Below are 16,817 nucleotides of genomic sequence, written 5' to 3'. Positions count from 1 at the left end.
AAAGTGGTGGGTTTAATTGGATTCGAACCAACGACCCCTACCATGTCAAGGTAGTGCTCTAACCAACTGAGCTATAAACCCGCTTTTCATCATGCAAGGGAACACGACGTCGCTTGCGTGGTCGGCATACTACCCATGCCCCCAAAGGCTGTCAACAAGGGACATGCACAAAGGAGACTGTTTGCCCAGTTCTTGCGCAGCCTGTTGATTTTGCAGGCGAGCCGCGCCATTGAGCGGCGTCGTGGCGCCCTTTATTGAGCCCGGGAAAGCGCGGTGCAGGCCTCCGGGCTCGCGAATCGGCCATAGATGAGACGCAGCCGCGCCCCCAGCATCAGGGCGGCGCCGGTCAACCCGACGATGAAGCCGACCCAGAAGCCCTGGGGCCCCATGCGCGGCACCACCCAGTCGGTCAGTCCCAGGATCATGCCGGTGGGCAGCCCCATGCCCCAGTAGGCGACTATGGTGATGTAGAAGATCGCCTGGGTGTCCTTGTAACCGCGCAGGGCGGCGGCGGCCACCACCTGCACCGAGTCGGAGGTCTGGTAGATGGCGGCGAAGAACAACAAGGTAGCCGCCAGCGTGATCACCTGGATGTCATCGGTATAGATCTCCGCGATGGGCTGGCGCAGCAGCACGGTGAGGGCGGCGGTGGCGGCGGCCACCGCCATGCCCAGCATCAGGCCGGTGCGGGCGGCGACCCGGGCCTGATCCGGCTGACCTTCCCCTATGCTGTGGCCGACCCGGATGGTCACGCCGACACCAATGGAGAGCGGCAGCATAAACACCAGGCTGGAGAAGTTGAGCGCTATCTGGTGGCTCGCCACCGTCTCGGCGCCGAAGGGGGCCAGCATCAGGGCCACCACGGTGAACAGGGTCACCTCGCAGAAGATGGCCATGGCGATGGGGAAGCCTAAGCGAAACAGCCGCCAGATCCGGCTGCCGTTGGGGCGCGCCAGCTGGGCGAACAGGTTGATCTTCTTGAAGTGGGGGGAGAGCTTCACGTAGGCGATCATCGCCAGCAGCATGGCCCAGAGCACGATGGCGGTGGCCACGCCGCAGCCGACCCCGCCGAGTTTCGGCATGCCGAAGTGGCCGTGGATGAAGATGTAGTTGGCGGGGATGTTGACCGCCAGCCCGACGAAGCCGATCACCATGGTGGGCATGGTGTGGGAGAGCCCCTCGCTGAAGTTGCGCAGCACCTGGAACAGCACGAAGGCGGGCAGGCCCCACAGGATGGCGTGCAGGTAACCGGCGGTCTTCTCCGCCATCACGGGATCCACGTCCATGAACTGCAGCGCCAGCGGGCTGAAGTAGAGCGCCACCATGGCGATGGGGGTCACCATCAGCGCCAGCCAGAAGCCCTGGTGCACGGCCGGGCGGATCTCGTCCCGTTTACGGGCCCCGTTGAGCTGGGAAACGATGGGGGTGAGCGCCATGATGATGCCCTGCACCAGCAAGATGATCGGCAGCCAGAAGCTGGAGGCCACCGACACGGCGGCGAGATCCACGGCGCTGACCTGACCCGCCATCACGGTATCGACGAAGTTCATGGCGATCTGGGCCACCTGGGCCACCAGTATGGGGCTGGCTAGACGAACGAGCTGCTTCGCCTCGGTCCAATAACGTTGCACTGACACCTCCGAGTGGATCAGATAAAAGAGAAAAGAACGGGTAAATGAGAGGGGCTTTTATCTCCTGCCGGGAGGAGACAAAACGCGGGGGTGTCATTCTAGCCTGAAAATCCGCCAACGGGGAAGGTTGGCGGTGCATTTCTACCCGGGATCAGGCGTCCTCGTGATCGCTGATCAGCAGGTTGGCGGCGGCGTAGGCGGCCTGCTCGCGAAGGTCCGCAGGCACCCTGTCGTCGCTCGCCACGGCGTTGAGCGCCCGTATGCTGGCGGCGATGGCCTGGGGCACATAGCCCTGTTCGCCGGAGCCAATCTGGTTGTAGGCGATTCGAATGGCTTCACAGCATTGATATACCTGCATTTTTGTTTCCTCGTTAAGCCTGGATTGAAGGGGGTCACTATAACGATCGGGGCCCGCCTTGTCAGCCGGCACCCTTGTCTTGCACTGTGGCCGGGGGTAACCTGCCGACAATTTTATTACAGCGTGGAGATGAGACATGTTCACCGGCATAGTACAGGGAACCGCCGAACTGGTGGCCATCGAAGAGCTGCCCAACTTTCGCACCCATGTGATCCGCATGCCGAGCCCGGCCTGGGGCGAGGGGCTGGCGCTCGGCGCCTCCGTGGCCCACAACGGTTGCTGCCTGACGGTCACCCGCATCGAGGGGGAGCTGGTCAGCTTCGATCTGATGCAGGAGACCCTGCGCCTGACCAACCTCGGTGCGCTGGCGGTCGGGGACAAGGTCAATGTTGAGCGGGCCGCCCGCTTTGGCGACGAGATCGGCGGTCACGCCATGTCCGGCCACATCATGGGCACGGCCGAGGTGACCTCTGTCATCGACACCCCCAACAATCGCCAGCTGTGGTACCGCCCCGCCCCCGAACTGATGAAATACGTGCTGACCAAGGGCTACATCGGCATCGACGGCATCAGCCTGACCATAGGCGAGGTGCGCGAGAACGACTTCTGCGTCAACCTCATTCCCGAGACCCTGGCCCGCACCAACCTGGGCTGGGTCAAGGCGGGCTGGCAGACCAACATCGAGATCGATCCCCAGACCCAGGCCATAGTCGACACCGTGGAGCGGGTGCTGGCGGCGCGCCAGTAGTGGTATCACCGCCCTGGCACTGTGCCGTGTCAGGGCGATGATCGCACCTTTCATCTGTTCTCTGCCTGCTCGATGATGCATCGACAACATTCAGAAGCCGGGCGGGGATGATCGCATTCCAACGGTTTATCTGATCCCTGTTTCAGCCAGGCTGGATCCTGGACCAGATGGAATACATGGCGGGCAGGAACACTAGCGTCAGGATAGTGCCCGCAAAGGTGCCGCCGATCAGGGTGTAAGCCAGTGTTCCCCAGAACACCGAATGGGTTAGCGGAATAAAGGCGAGGATAGCGGCCAGTGCAGTCAGAATGACCGGACGAGCACGCTGCACTGTCGCTTCAACGAGCGCATGGAAAGGGTCTAGCCCGGCCTGCTCGTTTTCACGGATCTGCCCGATCAATATCAGCGTGTTGCGCATCAGTATGCCCGACAGTGCAATCAAGCCGACCAGCGCATTGATGCCGAAGGGCTGCTGGAACAGCAACAGTGTCGGCACCACGCCGATCAGGCCCAGCGGACTGGTCAGGAACACCATGATCATGCCCGCCATCGAGCGCACCTGCAGGATGATGATGAGCAAGGTGATGGCCAGCATGATGGGGAAGACAGGCAACATGGCCGCCATTGCCTTGCCTGACTCCTCGATGGATCCGGCCTCTACGATGCTGTACCCAGCTGGCAGTGCAGCGATGAGGGGTTGCAATTGCCGGGTGATCGCCGTCGATACGTCTGGGGGCTGCAAATTGTCGGCGATATCACCCCGTACCGTGATGGTCGGCACCCGGTCGCGTCGGCGCATGACCGGCTCTTCCATGCGAACATCTATCTTGCCCACTTGCGACAACGGGATCCGTTGCCCATTGGCGCCGACCAGTGTGAAATCGCCAATCCTGGCCGGATCGAGCCGGTTCTTGCCCGCCGATCGCGCAACGACCTGTACGGTGCGAATGTCTTCCCGCACCGCAGTGACCGGTATGCCGCTGAGCAGGAATTGCAGTTGTTGCGCCACCGAGCTTGAGTCCAGCCCAAGCGCTTGCAGTCGATCCTGCTGCAAGGTGAAGTGCAGCGTCGGCACCCGTACGCCCCAGTCGGTATTGACCGTGCGCATCAGTGGACTGGCGCTCATGAGCTGTTGCACGTCAGCCGCAATGTTGCGCAGCACAGCCGGATCCGGCCCTGCCACCCGGTAGGCCACGGGGAAGGGGGAGTAGGGGCCGAACACCAGCTGGGTGACGCGCACCCGTGCCTCGGGGGCCAGTCCCTCGGCAATGGCTTGCCGCAGACGGTGTTTCAGGGCTTCGCGTTCGGTCTGGTTGTCCGTACGCACCACTATCTTGGCAAACGACGGATCGGGCAGCTCTGGTCCCATCGAGAAAAAGAAACGGGGTGCACCCTGGCCGACGTAGGCGGTGACGATCCTGGCCTCCTCCTGCCTGGCCAGCCAGGCTTCCACCTTCTCCGCCGCCAAGCTGGTCTGGGTAATCGAGGTGCCATAGGGCATCTGCACTTCTATCAGCACTTCAGGGCGGTCCGAGATCGGGAAGAACTGCTTCTTCACCAGGCTCATACCCAGCACAGATGCCACGAAGAGCGCGATCACCGAGCCTGCCACTAGCCACTTGCGGGCGATGACGTTGCCCAGCAGTTTGCGAAAGCGGTGATAACGCGGCGTGTTGTAGATCCCATGGTGGCCGCCTTCGACTTTCTTGACAGCGGGTAACAGCTTGACCCCGAGGTATGGGGTGAACACCACGGCCACTACCCAGGAGGCAATGAGCGCTATGCCCACGATCCAGAACATGTTGCTGGTGTACTCACCCGCCGAGGAGCGCGCAAAGCCATTGGGCATGAATCCGACGGCCGTGACCAGAGTGCCCGAGAGCATGGGCGCCGCGGTATGACTCCAGGCGTAAGCAGACGCCGCGATACGGTCATAGCCCTCTTCCATTTTCACCACCATCATTTCGATGGCGATGATGGCGTCATCCACCAGCAACCCCAGGGCCAGGATCAGTGACCCCAGGGTGATGCGGTCGAAGTTCTTGTCGGTCGCGAGCATCACGGCAAAGACCACGGCCAGCGTCAATGGTACGGCCGCGGCGACCACGACACCGACACGCCAGCCCATGCTGACAAAACTCACCAGCATGACCACGAGTACCGCCGCGAAAAACTTGATCATGAACTCATCGACCGCCGAACTGATGTTGACGGCCTGGTCGGTGACCTTGCTCAAGCTCATGCCCAGCGGTTGTTCGGTGTTGATGGCGGTGATTTCGTCATCCAGGGCCTCGCCCAGATCGAGCCCGTTCCAGCCGTCGCGCATCACAACCCCCAGCAGCAGTGCAGGTTCGCCGCCGCTGCGGATGATGAATGTCGCCGGATCTTCATAGCCCCGTTTCACCGTCGCGATATCAGATAGCGTCAGCGTGCGTCCCTGCGCCACGACGGGGGTGTCGCGTATTTTTTGCAGCTCGTCAAAGGCGCCGTCCAGGCGAATGAACACCTCTGGCCCCCTGGTTTCGATGGCGCCGGCGGGCGTCAAGGCATTCTGGCCGTTCAGGGCCGTGAACACGTCTTGCGGGCTGACCCCTAACGTGGCCAGGCGCTCATGGGAAAACTCGACATAGATACGCTCAGGCTGCTCGCCAACGATGTTGACCTTCTTCACTCCGGGCACGTGCAGCAAGCGCTGGCGCAGCATTTCCGCATCCCGGACCAGCTCACGCTGCGGTACGCCCCTTGCCTTGAGAGCGAACAGGGCAAAGGTCACATCGGAATATTCATCGTTGAGAAATGGCCCCAGCACGCCGGGTGGCAGATTGCGCACTTCGTCGCCGACCTTTTTACGGGCCTGATAGAACTCATCCTGCACTGCCGATGGTGGGGTGTTATCTCGCAGGGTCAGCGTGGTGAAGGCAAGCCCCGGACGGGTGTAGGTTTCGCTGCGGTCATACCAGCGCAGCTCCTGCAGCCGCTTTTCGATCTTCTCGGCGACCTGATCCTGCATCTCCTGCGCGCTGGCGCCGGGCCAGGCGGTGATGATGGTCATGACCTTGATGGTGAATGAGGGGTCCTCGGCCCGTCCCAGCTTGAAGAAGGCCGTGATCCCGCCCAGCGAGATCAGCATGATCAGAAACAGCGTGATGGCCCGTTCGCGCACTGCAAGTGCCGACAGGTTGAAGCGACGTTCGCTCATGGACGTGCACCCTCTGTTGTCACATCGGCAGAGGGGACGAGCGTGCGCACCAGCTCCCCTTCATGGAGCAAGTGCGCGCCCATGGCGACCACCAGATCGCCTTGCCGGAGCTGGCCTGAAACCTGGGCAGCGTCACTGTCAAGGTTTAACACTGTGACAGGGTTCCAGGAGACCTTGGTGGGGTGGCCATGAACACGCCACACCCCAGGGCCTTGACCGGTATCGAGCAAGGCGCTGATCGGGATCTGAACACCCGCTCTTGCTGCCATCGGGTCCTCTGTCAGATGGAGAGTCACAGTGGAGCCCAAAGGTGCATCCTGAAGCGCTCCAGTCAGCACATATCGTGCTTCAAATGTGCGAGTGCCCGGGTCTGCTGCGTCGGAAAGCTGCCTCAACGTTGCCGCGGCTGTGCCATCGCCCCTTCCGAAGAGGGTTGCCTGGCCCCGGGAACCCAATGGGGGGCGCAATGTTTCTGGCAATTGAATGACAGCTTCACGGGCCCCCGCGTGGGCAATGCGCACGACGGCTTGCCCGGCGTTAACGACTTGCCCTGGCTCCGCCAGGGTGGCCACTACAGTGCCATCAACATCGGCGACCAGGTCTGTATAACCGGTGGCATTACGGGCCACTTCCGCTTGCGCTTCGGCGGCTCGAAGTTCGGCTTTAGCCGTGTCCATCGCCGCCTTGGCCTGATCGTAGGTTGAGACGGAGATGGCGCCCGTGCCACGCAAATTCCGGTAACGGGCTTCCTCTTCCGCGGTTTGTTTCGCTCTTGCTCTGGCCGCCACAACGGACTCCTGTTGTGCGTGCGCGGCGAGTTTCAGATCAACAGGGTCAATACGCATCAGCAGTTGACCTCGCTTGACGGTTTGCCCTGTGTCTACGAGGCGCTGCAGCACCTTGCCAGAGACGCGAAAACCCAAGTCACTCTCAACGCGAGCCGCGACGACTCCGGTAAAAGCGCGTGATTCAACCTCAGCATCATGGACCGCGACGGTGCGCACCAGGGGTACTTGCGTACGTGGATCAGAGGGTGGTTGCTCACCACAAGCCGTCAGGGCCAGCGGTAACGCAGTGATAATTGCCAGTATGCTGTGACGAGACATGCACAAGCCTCCATGAAGAACGGTTCAGGAGGCAATGTAATTCAAGTGACCATTTCGGTCAATGGTCACTATTGTGTTATGGCGCGAGGCTGCGCAGCACCAGGTTAGACAGCTGGGTCGGCGCCTTGTCAATGCAGTCGAAGTTGTGTTGCAGCATGAGGGGGTTTAAATAGGGCCTCATGACAAGATAAATTGCCGCAGTTATTTCATCCAACGGGGTTTTTCGCTCAAAGTCACCGGTTTTACGCCCCTCCTGCAGGATATCTTGCAGTAATGCCTGGATGTTCTGCTCATAGACGAGAGTGGCTTGCCAGCGCTCGGCCGCGGCTGAAGCCGCTATTTCATAGAGATTTCGATCGGCGGAGAACAAGCGACAACTTGCCTTGATGATCTCTTGAAACATCCGGCGCAGCTTCTCGGGCGGCTGATCAACCTGTTCAATCGCTCTGCGAACCTCGCCTTCAATATCGGCCAGGCAGTTTGCACAAATACTCTCGCCAATCGCCTGCTTGGATGCGAAGAACTTGTATATATATGCCTTTGAAAATCCTATTGATTTTGCCAGATCAGACACTGTGGTCTTGCCATAGCCGTAGCGGCTGAAATGCTCGGTGGCTGCAACCAGAATCTGATCCCGTACATCGTGATCGACAGGGCCTCGATTCAGCGCAGGAGTGCTGTTTTCTTCACTCATCATCTTTTTCTCTGACTGCCATACAGGGGATTTGGAATGTTAACGCGCCATGGTCAGATTGACAACGAGTGACCAATCTGAGATTTGGTTTTGGTTGTTATCTGCAATCAGAACATGTTTCCAAAGCACTCTTCATCGTGTCTGCCATGGTCAGCTTGCTGGCCGGCGCGTTGCTTGGCCTGACGTTACCCTTCGGTACTCTCCGCTCCTGGGCACTTCATATGGGCAGTTCTCCTGAGCAATCAGCGACGATGACAAATGCAGCTGGCAACAGACAGGGGCTTGACCTGAGTAGTAAGAAGGCAGGAGGAATTGGGCAAGAGCGGTGGGGGGCGCTTCGGACCAACCTGCAGCGCTGGCAGCTGTTAAAACGCTAATAAAAACAATGCCAGTCAGACTTGGCTGACTGGCATTTTACCCGTTGGGTGGCCTGTGTTCCGGACATCAATTGTTCAGGACATAGATTCAAAACATCTGCTCGTCGTCCGCATCCACAAACAGCTGCAGACAGTCGCGGGCTTCGTCCCGGTGCAATCGCAGGTGGATCGGATTGCAACAGGCCATGCAGTCCTCGTAGAACTCCTGATCCCCCTGGCTGGCATCCAGCTCGACCCGGGTGTGGTGGCCGCAGTGGGGGCAGACGATGCGCTTGCTGGTGTACTCGATCATGGTGACCTCCTCGGGCCCTTGGGCCGTCTCTGTTCCCTGATTCTAGTCGGCAAGAGGCGGCGCAACCGCGAGCGGGCGCACGTTTATGACAGGGATCAGGGATGGGCCGAGCCCCGACGTCTGACCCGGCGCCCCCCTGGCTCCTGTGTAATCAAGCCACCCAGCGGGCCAGCATGTCGGCATCCAGCTCGGCGAGCGAGGATAGCTGGTGATCGGCGATGGCCAGACGGGGATCGCCGACCAGGGCTGGGCGCATGGAACGATAGGCGCCCCCAGGTAGACTACTTGACCCAGCGGGCCAGCATGTCTGCATCCAGCTCGGCGAGCGAACGCAGCTGGTGATCGGCGATGGCCAGACGGGGATCCCCCACCAGCGCCGGGTCCGGCACTATGAGCGCCTGCATGGACGCCGCCTTGGCTGCCAGCAGGCCGGTGAAGCTGTCCTCGATGGCCAGACAGTGCACAGGTTCGACGCCCAGCTTCTCGGCGGCGTGGATATAGACGTCCGGGTGGGGTTTGCCAAAGCGCTCCACCTCGGCGGAGTGGACCGCCATGAAGCGATCCTGGATGCCGAGCTTGCCGAGCACCGCCTCCACCATGGTGAAGGGGGAAGAGGTGGCCAGGCCAATCTTGAGACCACGGGCCTCGATGAGGTCGAGAGCCTCCAGCACGCCGGCCTTGGCCTGACCCTCCTGCAGGATGAGTGCTATGACCTGATCCAGGATGCGCTGCACCACCTCTTCCTGAGTTGGGCCGCTCCAGGGACGCAGGCGATACCAGTGGGCCACCAGCTGATCGATGCGCACTCCTATGGTGGAGTTGCAGTCTTCCTCGGTGTGGAAGTGGCCCAGCTCGGAGAAGACGGCCATCTGGGCCCGTTGCCAAAAGGGTTCCGAGTCGATCAGAACACCATCCATATCGAAGATCACGGCAGCTAACATCTTGTACTCCTGACTAATTTGAAGGGGGATTATAAGCCTGACGGGCAAATGCAAAAGGGGCATTGCCATGCCCCTTGCGCCCGATCACATCGGCAAACGTTTGTTTTGCTGTAACAAAGAGAGGGATCTAGAAGAGCACCTCGACCCGGGCGGCGACCGCCTTGGCCTTCTCCACCGCCTCTTCGCACTCTTGCCCACGGGCCAGCGCCACGCCGAGACGGCGGCGACCGGCGATCTCGGGCTTGCCGAAGAGGCGCAGCTGGGCGCCCGGCACCAGGGCCAGGGCCTCGCCAATCCCCTGATAGCGGATGTTCTGGCTGTGGCCTTCCCGCAGCACCACGGCGGAGGCACTCGGCCCGAACTGGGTGATGGTGCCGATCGGCAGCCCAAGGATGGCCCGCACGTGCAGGGCGAACTCGGAGAGATCCTGGGAGATCAGTGTCACCATGCCGGTGTCATGGGGGCGGGGAGAGACCTCGCTGAACCACACCTCGTCACCCCTGATGAAGAGCTCGACCCCGAACAGGCCATGGCCACCCAGGGCCTCGACCACCTTGGCGGCGACCTCTTTGGCGCGGGCCAGGGCCAGCTCGCTCATGGCCTGGGGCTGCCAGGACTCGCGGTAGTCACCGTCTTCCTGACGATGGCCTATGGGATCGCAGAAGTGGATGCCGTCCACGGCGCGCACCGTGAGCAGCGTTATCTCGTACTCGAAGGGGACGAAGCCTTCGACGATCACCTTGCCACGGCCGGCGCGGCCCCCCTCCTGGGCATAGGTCCAGCTCTCGTCCAGCCTGGCAAGGTCGCGCAACAGGCTCTGCCCCTTGCCGGAGGAGCTCATCACCGGTTTCACCACGCAGGGCAGGCCGATGGCCTCGACGGCGGCGACGAACTCCTCCTTGCTCTGGGCGAAGCGGTAGGAGGAGGTGGGAAGGCCCAGCTCTTCGGCGGCGAGGCGGCGGATCCCCTCCCGGTTCATGGTGAGCTGGGTGGCGCGGGCGTTGGGCACGACCCTGACCCCTTCCTGCTCAAGCTCTGCCAGGGTATCGGTGGCGATGGCTTCGATCTCGGGGATGATGAGGTCGGGTTTGACCTCGGCCACCAGGGCGCGCAGGGCGGCCCCGTCGAGCATGTCCAGCACGTGGGCGGCGTGGGCGACCTGCATGGCGGGGGCATTGGCGTAGCGGTCGGCGGCGATCACTTCTATGCCAAGGCGTTGCAGCTCGATGGCGACTTCCTTGCCGAGTTCGCCTGAGCCGAGCAGCAGGGCACGGGTGGCAGCGGGGCGGGTGGCGGTTCCAAACATCTGATCTCTCCTGATGTCCATGGTCAGGGTTGCTGACCCGAGTGAGTAAAAAAAGAGGCACGCATGGCGTACCTCAGGAAACGGATTTGTGGGCGCGCTGCTCCAGATGGGTCAGCAGCGTGATGGCGCCTATGATGATGGCGGCGCCGAGCCACAATCGGCCGGGAGGCGCCCAGCCAAACACCAGCCAGCCCGCCAGTACGTTCATGGGCAGCTTGGCAAAATCGAAAGGTTGCACGAAGGAGGCCTCGGCCACGCTGTAGGCACGGGCGATGGACATCTGGGCCAGGGCCGACAGCACCCCTGAGGCCGCCACCAGCAGCCACTGGGCTTGGCTTGGCCACTGCCACTCCGGCAGGGCCAGCATGGCGTTGAAGGGGGTGCTGAAGATGAGCAGGTAGACCACTATGGTGTGGGACGATTCGCTCGCCGCCTGATAGCGGACAAGCAGGGAGTAACCGGCCCAGAACAGGGCGGCCGCCACCGGCAGCAGGGAGGCCCAGCTGAAGTCATCGGTCCAGGGAGCCAGGATCAGCATGGCCCCGACAAAGCCCGCCAGGGTGGCCAGGATGCGCGCCCGGCTCACCTGCTCCTTGAGCAGCAAGGCGGAGCCGAGGGTGGCGAACAGGGGGGAGGTCATCAAGAGCGCTATGCCCTGCCAGATGGGCACGGGCACCGCCAGCGCCCAGAGCCAGAATTGGATGCCGATGACCGCCAGGGCGACCCGCAGCAGGTGCAGCCGCAGCTGGTTGGTCATCAGGGATTGGCGCAGGCCGTGGCGAATGAGCCAGGGCAGCAGGCAGATCAGGGCGACCAGGTACTGGTGAAAGGCGACCTGGGTCGAGGGGAGGCCGAGCTTGAAGCTGACGAACTGGCTCAGGCTGTTGACGGCGGCAAAGCAGAGGCCTGCCACCATCATCCAGACTGCACCGGCAAAGGGGGAGTGCCTGCGGGAGGGTGCCATGGGATCCGGGTCACTTAAAAAAAGTGCGGCGGATCATAACGGCAATCGTTTGTTCTGCCAAGGCCGGGGTGCTTGGTGAGTACCTTGCTGGCGAGGAAGTGCGCAAGCATCAAAATATTTGAATAACTTGAGCATCTATTTTCGCTATCCGCCTTGAACCTCAGTCTTTATAGTGACCTCCATCGACAGCACAGCTGTTCAACCGACAACCAAATGGAGTTTCACCATGGCCAATATCCTCGTTCTCAAGTCCAGCATCCTGGGCCAGTATTCCCAATCCAACGCCCTGATTGACGGTTACCTGGCAGAGCGCCAGGGTGACAGCGTCACCGTGCGCGACCTGGCGACCCTGAACCTGCCGGTGCTCGACGGCGAGCTGGCCATGGGCCTGCGCGGCGGTGAAAACCTCAACGAGCGTCAGCTGGCTGTGCTGGCCCAGTCCGACGAGCTGGTGGCCGAGCTCAAGGCGAGCGATCTGGTGATCATCGCGGCCCCCATGTACAACTTCAACATCCCGACCCAGCTGAAGAACTGGATCGATCTGGTGGCCCGTGCCGGCGTCACCTTCCGCTACACCGAGACCGGCCCGGTCGGTCTGGTGGACAGCACCCGCGCCCTGGTGGTCAGCCCCCGCGGCGGTCTGCACCTGGGTAACCCCACCGATCTGGTGACCCCCTACATGCGCACCGTGCTGGGCTTCATCGGCATCAAGGAAGTGGACTTCATCTATGCCGAGGGCATGGGCATGGGTCCCGAGGCGCAGGCCAAGGGCATAGAGCAGGCCAAGGAGCAGCTGGAAACCCTGGCATACTGATGCCGTGACACCTGCCTGCTCAGGCAGCGCCAGAAACAACAACGCAGCCATCAGGCTGCGTTGTTGTTTTCAGATGGCGGACGCCACTGTTCAATCCCAGATGAAGCGACGGCAGCCGCTGCCCACCAGCAGACAGACCACCACCAGGGATCCCAGCAGCAGGCTGCTGAGCCACTGCTCCGTGCTCTGGGGCAGATGGGGGGAGAAGAGGCCGATCGTGAAGAGGGCGCTGATGATGATCAGGCTGGTCTGTCGGGTCAGGATCATGGTGTCGTCCTTGGCTGATGGTGAGCGAATTAAGGCTAACCGCCGTCTGTGACAGCCTGATGTATCCATACCTCAGGCCCGGGTCCAGCGGGGTTGCCTCTCACCTTAGCAGTTTTTGCCGCCACGGCCAGCGCCACGAGACAGCTTGTGATCCGGATCCCTATCTGAACTGCTTTTGATCAGGCTGGTAGTGGAAATCGCCGCCGGCCAGCCGCGCGATCAGGGCCTCTTTGTCGAGATCCTGCGCCCGGCAGAGATCGTCCAGATCGGCGTAGTGATCACGCAGCTGCATGTTGACCAGGCTCAGCAGCATGTTGACGTCCATGGTGGCAAAACGGGTCAGGTTCATGATTGTTGCTCGCTGTCCAGCAGGTGGAGTTGTTCGATGGCGTCGCTCACGCTTTGCAGGTGCAGCCGTATGCTCTGGCGCGCCTCGGCGGGCAGATAGTCGGTGAGGGTGTGCTGCCAGCTGCCCGCTTCGGTCTTGAGCTGCTGGAACAGGGTGAGCCCCGCCGGGGTGAAGGAGACCAGACTGATGCGTTTGTCCTGGGCGCTGCTCTCGGTGAACAGAATGCCCTTCTCCACCAGACGGTGGATCTCGCGGGAGATCCGCACCTTGTCCATCCCGCTCGCCTCCACCAGCTCTTTCTGGCTGATGGGGTAGTGGGGGCCAAGCACCATCATCAGGCGCCATTGGGGCACCGTGAGCTGGTACCGCTGCTGGTAAAACTGTTCAAAGGTATCGCGCACCATTTCAGCGGCATGGACCAGCTGATAGGGGGGATAGTGCGCGAGCAGCTCTATGATCTTCGACATATGACATCCTGCTGTGGCGGCTGCATCGGGTGCAGTTTCTCTTGATACTTTGACCTTGATGATACGTAACACAAGGGCATTTGTCTGAACGGGCACCAGAAAAATGTGCGTTTGCGCACGTGTTGCGTCATGGATCCGGCAGCCAGGGTCTCAACTGGCCTTGCTGTTTACACTTTTACGTAGCCAGATCAACGCATTATGAGCAAGCCAGGCCTCGCGGCTCTGGAGTGCATAGAGCGCGGCCTCGTCGCGACTTCCCCCCTGCCAGTGACGGGGCTCCTGCTTGGGCAGCCTGCGCTGGCCCAGCAGGGTGGCGGGCACATGGGGGTTGGCGTCAAGGGCGGCGGCCAGATGAGGCAGCGCCGCCTGCTCGCCTTGGGTGGCAAACACCATCAGCGCCTTGTTGTAGCGCAGCCAGCAGGAGGCTTCATTGAAGCGCACCAGCAGCCCCTGCAGGGCGGCCCAATCCCCTTGCCAGGCATAGAGGCTGGAGAGGGGATGGCGACAGCCGGGCTCGTCGGCCTGACAGAGGTCGAGCAGGGCCAGGTATGCGTGGCGCGCCTGCTCCTGCTGCCCCAGTCGTAGCAGGCAATCGGCCCGGCCCGCCTGGGCCGCGATCAGCGGGCGGGCCTCAGGGGCGCTCCAGCCGCGGCCTGCGTGTTGTTGCCAGAAGGCCTCGTCGAACAGGGGGCTGGCATCGGCAATGATGCGCTCAAACCAGGGAAGGCGGGCGAGGGGATCGCGGCACTGCGCCGCCTGCTCGAACCACTGCTGCCACTGGCGGGTCTGCTCGTTGTCGAGCAGCGGTTCTTCTTCATGCTGTGCCTCATCCTGATCCAGGGTCAGCAGGAGGTTGAGGGCCGTCTTCATCTGCTGGCGCTGCCGCTTGCAAAAATCGAGGAAGGGCAGCTCGCTGGCCGCGGCCTGGTGCAGCATCCGGGCCATGGGTCTGTCACGGAACAGGCAGAGCTCGGCCACCAGGCTGAAGCGGTGGCGGGTGGCGGGATCGTTCAGATCCGTCGGCGTGGGCCAGCGGGCTACCCCTTGACTGAAGCCGTAGCTCCACTGGCCGAGGGGGTGGCTCTGCTCGAAGACCTGCTCCGGGGTCTCGCTAGAGAGGCGGCACTGGCTTGGCAGGGCCAACTGGGCGTCGTCGGCCTGGGCCTCCAGCTCGGCGATCAGATGGTGCAGCGCCTCGGCACTCTTCTCGTCCAGCGCTGCGTCATGGGGCAGCAGGCCGGCCAGCGGATCTTGCCAGTCAGGGGCGATCGGCCCCGTCAGACGGGCGCAGAGAAAGCCGTGCAGGGCCGGGTAACTCATGTCCTGCTGGCTGTGGCTCTGGATCCATTGATTGAGATGACGGGTACGAGTGGCTGGGTTCATCGACGCTTCCTCTGGATTTGACGGCCGCGAAGTCTACCTAAAAGTGGGGTTATTTGCAGCCAAGGGGCGATCGAGTGCTGCTAATATCGCCAGGCCAGGGTCCCACCGAGGTGAAAATCCTGCGCGAGGGCGGGCAAGGGACTAGGTCCTGCCACGGCTCTGAGGTAACATGCGGGCCTGCATGAAAAACGCTAGCCCTTCTCCTCCCTGCGCCGACGACAGGGGCGATGCGCATCTATTACGGGCCATGAACTGCAGGCCCATCCGGCTATTGAAAGAAGAGATCACCATGTTACAGATTGGCAAGATGAACACCCTCACCGTCGTTGAGCTCGAAGACAGAGGCGCCTGGCTGGCCGCGGGGGAATATGGCGAGCTGCTGTTGCCCAAGCGTCAACTGCCGGAAGGCGTCGCCGAAGATGGCGAGGTGTCCGTCTTTCTCTATCTGGACGCAGATTGCGAGCCGGTGATCACCACCGACAAGCCCTTTGCCATGGTGGGTGACATTGTCGGCCTCAAGGTGGTCAACGCCAACAAGATCGGCGCCTTCCTCGACTGGGGCATGAAAAAGGATCTGTTCGTGCCAAGCCGCGAGCAGAACAAGCCGATGCAGGTGGGCCATGTCTACCTGGTGCACCTGATGCTGGACAACGAGGGGCGCATGGTGGGCACCAGCCGCCTGGAGCGCTTCCTGCGCGTCGATCCCCCCTTCAAGGCCGGTGACGAGGTGACGGCGCTGCCGGGGGAACATACCCCCCTCGGCATCAAGGCCGTGGTCAATGGCCAGTACTCCGGCATGCTGTTCAAGAACGAGGTGTTCGGCCGCCTGATGACGGGCCGACCGCTGACCGCCTGGGTCAAGCAGGTCCGTGAGGATGGCAAGCTGGATCTGACATTGCAAAAACCGGGTCAGGATCGGATGGATGATGCCGGCGGTCGTATTCTCACCCGATTGCAGAAGCAGGGTGGCAGCCTGGCGGTGGGGGACAAGAGTGAACCCGAGCTCATCTACAAGATGTTCAACATGAGCAAGGGCACCTTCAAGAAGGCCATCGGCGGGCTCTACAAGCAGGGCAAGATCGTCATCGAAGACAACTGCATCACGCTGGTCGCCGCAGAGACCAGCCCGGCCCAGGACGGCGAATAAGGTGCCGAGTCCCTGCATCGGTGACTGCCGGGCCAAGGACGGGCTCTGTCTCGGTTGCGGCCGCACCCTGACCGAGATAGGCCAGTGGTCCGCCATGGACAGCGAGGCCCAGCTGGCGCGCATGGCCGAGCTGGATGGCACGCGCCGCACCCACCTGTGCCCGGGATGCGGCGAGCCGGCGTTTTGCGCCGTCTCCGCCGGTGAACCCATAGAGCGCTGCTGGTGCAGCCAGCTGCCCGCCTTGCCCATGAGCGAGGGGAGCGCCTGCTGGTGCCGCCGCTGTCTGGCCAAGGCCATCGCGGCTCGCCCCTGAAGAGGTGAACCGCAAAAAACGAAAAAGGCGCCAGGTGCGCCTTTTCTTATGCCTGTTGCTGGCGGTGCCAGCGAACATGGACCTCGTGTTCGCTCTGATCCCGAGGCAGCAGGAAGGTGGCGTAGATCACCTCGAACTCCTCCTGATGATCCAGCAAGCCGACCCACACCTCGGCCCAACGCTCCATGTCGACCGGCACACCGAGCTCGGTCGACCAGTCGGCGTTGGGCAGGGTCGCCTCGACGGCGCCACGCTGCTCGAATTCGAGGGTGATGTCGACGATTTGTTCGGGGGCCAGCATGTCGGCGGCCTGCTCCAGAAACTGATCATAGGCCCACTCGACCAGCTGATCCGGGCTACGTTGTTCCATGAAATCACTCCAGATACGTCCAGGTTCGCCACTTTAACAATTATTGGGGATGGCGGCCAGCGCGTGAGGCCGGCAATCCCGTGCTGTCAAA

At 62.0% G+C, this 16,817-nt stretch carries 19 protein-coding genes and 1 tRNA gene; 5 read left to right on the top strand and 15 right to left on the bottom strand.

Translation table 11 applies throughout. The annotated features are described in order from the left end of the window. Positions 1-4 precede the first annotated feature (4 nt). The 3 genes from ACB030_RS03935 to ACB030_RS03925 all read right to left on the bottom strand — a co-directional run bounded on the left by ACB030_RS03935 (position 5) and on the right by ACB030_RS03925 (position 1,989). Positions 5-81 (bottom strand) — tRNA-Val (locus ACB030_RS03935). Positions 82-251: 170 nt separating this feature from the next. Further along, positions 252-1,631 carry an MATE family efflux transporter gene (locus tag ACB030_RS03930; protein WP_371158176.1) on the bottom strand — a complete coding sequence of 460 codons (1,380 nt, stop codon included), beginning with the start codon at positions 1,629-1,631 and terminating at the stop codon, positions 252-254. A gap of 151 nt (positions 1,632-1,782) precedes the next feature. Next, entirely contained in the window at positions 1,783-1,989 is a 207-nt protein-coding gene (locus ACB030_RS03925; RefSeq protein ID WP_005324956.1) for a YaeP family protein, read from the bottom strand. 136 nt (positions 1,990-2,125) lie between these two features. Between ACB030_RS03925 and ACB030_RS03920 the strand changes: the two genes are divergently transcribed. After that, a complete protein-coding gene (locus ACB030_RS03920) occupies positions 2,126-2,737 on the top strand; it encodes a riboflavin synthase subunit alpha (RefSeq protein WP_371158174.1) in 612 nt (203 codons plus the stop codon). A gap of 142 nt (positions 2,738-2,879) precedes the next feature. On the opposite strand, the gene ACB030_RS03915 is transcribed toward ACB030_RS03920, so the two are convergent. From ACB030_RS03915 to ACB030_RS03905, 3 genes are all read right to left on the bottom strand, one after another. Further along, complete coding sequence (locus ACB030_RS03915) at positions 2,880-5,936, bottom strand: efflux RND transporter permease subunit (RefSeq protein WP_371158172.1); 3,057 nt, start codon at positions 5,934-5,936, stop codon at positions 2,880-2,882. Next, entirely contained in the window at positions 5,933-7,042 is a 1,110-nt protein-coding gene (locus ACB030_RS03910; protein WP_371158170.1) for an efflux RND transporter periplasmic adaptor subunit, read from the bottom strand. The genes ACB030_RS03915 and ACB030_RS03910 overlap by 4 nt, the downstream gene beginning before the upstream one ends. Positions 7,043-7,118: 76 nt before the next feature. Continuing rightward, on the bottom strand, positions 7,119-7,739 hold the full coding sequence (locus ACB030_RS03905; protein WP_371158168.1) for a TetR/AcrR family transcriptional regulator: 621 nt from the start codon (positions 7,737-7,739) through the stop codon (positions 7,119-7,121). Positions 7,740-7,804: 65 nt separating this feature from the next. Between ACB030_RS03905 and ACB030_RS03900 the strand changes: the two genes are divergently transcribed. Continuing rightward, a complete protein-coding gene (locus ACB030_RS03900; RefSeq protein ID WP_371158166.1) occupies positions 7,805-8,113 on the top strand; it encodes a hypothetical protein in 309 nt (102 codons plus the stop codon). An 88-nt stretch (positions 8,114-8,201) separates the two neighbouring features. Here the strand turns inward: ACB030_RS03900 and ACB030_RS03895 are convergent, their stop codons facing one another. The 4 genes from ACB030_RS03895 to ACB030_RS03880 form a co-directional block, all read right to left on the bottom strand. Continuing rightward, positions 8,202-8,405, bottom strand: a complete 204-nt coding sequence (locus ACB030_RS03895; RefSeq protein ID WP_005301298.1) for a CPXCG motif-containing cysteine-rich protein — start codon at positions 8,403-8,405, stop codon at positions 8,202-8,204. A gap of 281 nt (positions 8,406-8,686) precedes the next feature. Beyond that, entirely contained in the window at positions 8,687-9,346 is a 660-nt protein-coding gene (gene hxpB / locus ACB030_RS03890; protein ID WP_371158164.1) for a hexitol phosphatase HxpB, read from the bottom strand. Between the two features lie 127 nt (positions 9,347-9,473). Next, a complete protein-coding gene (gene purT / locus ACB030_RS03885; protein WP_371158162.1) occupies positions 9,474-10,652 on the bottom strand; it encodes a formate-dependent phosphoribosylglycinamide formyltransferase in 1,179 nt (392 codons plus the stop codon). Between the two features lie 73 nt (positions 10,653-10,725). Continuing rightward, complete coding sequence (locus tag ACB030_RS03880) at positions 10,726-11,616, bottom strand: DMT family transporter (protein WP_371158160.1); 891 nt, start codon at positions 11,614-11,616, stop codon at positions 10,726-10,728. A gap of 226 nt (positions 11,617-11,842) precedes the next feature. Here ACB030_RS03880 and ACB030_RS03875 point away from each other — a divergent pair, with 226 nt between their 5' ends. Then, complete coding sequence (locus ACB030_RS03875; RefSeq protein ID WP_371158158.1) at positions 11,843-12,430, top strand: FMN-dependent NADH-azoreductase; 588 nt, start codon at positions 11,843-11,845, stop codon at positions 12,428-12,430. A gap of 90 nt (positions 12,431-12,520) precedes the next feature. On the opposite strand, the gene ACB030_RS03870 is transcribed toward ACB030_RS03875, so the two are convergent. The 4 genes from ACB030_RS03870 to ACB030_RS03855 all read right to left on the bottom strand — a co-directional run bounded on the left by ACB030_RS03870 (position 12,521) and on the right by ACB030_RS03855 (position 14,896). Continuing rightward, positions 12,521-12,697, bottom strand: coding sequence for a hypothetical protein (locus tag ACB030_RS03870; RefSeq protein ID WP_371158156.1), 177 nt, complete (start codon positions 12,695-12,697; stop codon positions 12,521-12,523). 160 nt (positions 12,698-12,857) lie between these two features. Then, entirely contained in the window at positions 12,858-13,046 is a 189-nt protein-coding gene (locus ACB030_RS03865) for a DUF4250 domain-containing protein (protein ID WP_371158154.1), read from the bottom strand. Further along, a complete protein-coding gene (locus ACB030_RS03860; protein ID WP_005331665.1) occupies positions 13,043-13,513 on the bottom strand; it encodes a MarR family winged helix-turn-helix transcriptional regulator in 471 nt (156 codons plus the stop codon). Before ACB030_RS03860 ends, ACB030_RS03865 begins: the two co-directional genes overlap by 4 nt. Positions 13,514-13,663: 150 nt before the next feature. After that, complete coding sequence (locus tag ACB030_RS03855; protein WP_371158152.1) at positions 13,664-14,896, bottom strand: UPF0149 family protein; 1,233 nt, start codon at positions 14,894-14,896, stop codon at positions 13,664-13,666. Positions 14,897-15,167: 271 nt separating this feature from the next. Between ACB030_RS03855 and ACB030_RS03850 the strand changes: the two genes are divergently transcribed. Further along, positions 15,168-16,043 carry a S1 RNA-binding domain-containing protein gene (locus tag ACB030_RS03850; RefSeq protein WP_005331682.1) on the top strand — a complete coding sequence of 292 codons (876 nt, stop codon included), beginning with the start codon at positions 15,168-15,170 and terminating at the stop codon, positions 16,041-16,043. 1 nt (position 16,044) lies between these two features. Beyond that, positions 16,045-16,356, top strand: a complete 312-nt coding sequence (locus tag ACB030_RS03845; RefSeq protein ID WP_371158150.1) for a DUF1289 domain-containing protein — start codon at positions 16,045-16,047, stop codon at positions 16,354-16,356. Positions 16,357-16,402: 46 nt separating this feature from the next. Here the strand turns inward: ACB030_RS03845 and ACB030_RS03840 are convergent, their stop codons facing one another. Then, positions 16,403-16,726, bottom strand: coding sequence for an HI1450 family dsDNA-mimic protein (locus tag ACB030_RS03840; protein WP_005331685.1), 324 nt, complete (start codon positions 16,724-16,726; stop codon positions 16,403-16,405). Positions 16,727-16,817 lie beyond the last annotated feature (91 nt).

It is taken from the genome of Aeromonas sp. S16(2024), assembly GCF_041403065.1.
Taxonomy (GTDB): domain Bacteria; phylum Pseudomonadota; class Gammaproteobacteria; order Enterobacterales; family Aeromonadaceae; genus Aeromonas.
This window is presented reverse-complemented; position numbering and strand designations above follow the sequence as displayed.

Excerpts from the sequence above, each read along its gene's own strand:
- ACB030_RS03925 (WP_005324956.1), bottom strand. The coding sequence starts at position 1,989 with ATGCAGGTATATCAATGCTGTGAAGCCATTCGAATCGCCTACAACCAG.
- ACB030_RS03920 (WP_371158174.1), top strand. The coding sequence starts at position 2,126 with ATGTTCACCGGCATAGTACAGGGAACCGCCGAACTGGTGGCCATCGAA.
- ACB030_RS03915 (WP_371158172.1), bottom strand. The coding sequence starts at position 5,936 with ATGAGCGAACGTCGCTTCAACCTGTCGGCACTTGCAGTGCGCGAACGG.
- ACB030_RS03910 (WP_371158170.1), bottom strand. The coding sequence starts at position 7,042 with ATGTCTCGTCACAGCATACTGGCAATTATCACTGCGTTACCGCTGGCC.
- ACB030_RS03905 (WP_371158168.1), bottom strand. The coding sequence starts at position 7,739 with ATGATGAGTGAAGAAAACAGCACTCCTGCGCTGAATCGAGGCCCTGTC.
- ACB030_RS03895 (WP_005301298.1), bottom strand. The coding sequence starts at position 8,405 with ATGATCGAGTACACCAGCAAGCGCATCGTCTGCCCCCACTGCGGCCAC.
- hxpB (WP_371158164.1), bottom strand. The coding sequence starts at position 9,346 with ATGTTAGCTGCCGTGATCTTCGATATGGATGGTGTTCTGATCGACTCG.
- purT (WP_371158162.1), bottom strand. The coding sequence starts at position 10,652 with ATGTTTGGAACCGCCACCCGCCCCGCTGCCACCCGTGCCCTGCTGCTC.
- ACB030_RS03880 (WP_371158160.1), bottom strand. The coding sequence starts at position 11,616 with ATGGCACCCTCCCGCAGGCACTCCCCCTTTGCCGGTGCAGTCTGGATG.
- ACB030_RS03875 (WP_371158158.1), top strand. The coding sequence starts at position 11,843 with ATGGCCAATATCCTCGTTCTCAAGTCCAGCATCCTGGGCCAGTATTCC.
- ACB030_RS03870 (WP_371158156.1), bottom strand. The coding sequence starts at position 12,697 with ATGATCCTGACCCGACAGACCAGCCTGATCATCATCAGCGCCCTCTTC.
- ACB030_RS03865 (WP_371158154.1), bottom strand. The coding sequence starts at position 13,046 with ATGAACCTGACCCGTTTTGCCACCATGGACGTCAACATGCTGCTGAGC.
- ACB030_RS03860 (WP_005331665.1), bottom strand. The coding sequence starts at position 13,513 with ATGTCGAAGATCATAGAGCTGCTCGCGCACTATCCCCCCTATCAGCTG.
- ACB030_RS03855 (WP_371158152.1), bottom strand. The coding sequence starts at position 14,896 with ATGAACCCAGCCACTCGTACCCGTCATCTCAATCAATGGATCCAGAGC.
- ACB030_RS03840 (WP_005331685.1), bottom strand. The coding sequence starts at position 16,726 with ATGGAACAACGTAGCCCGGATCAGCTGGTCGAGTGGGCCTATGATCAG.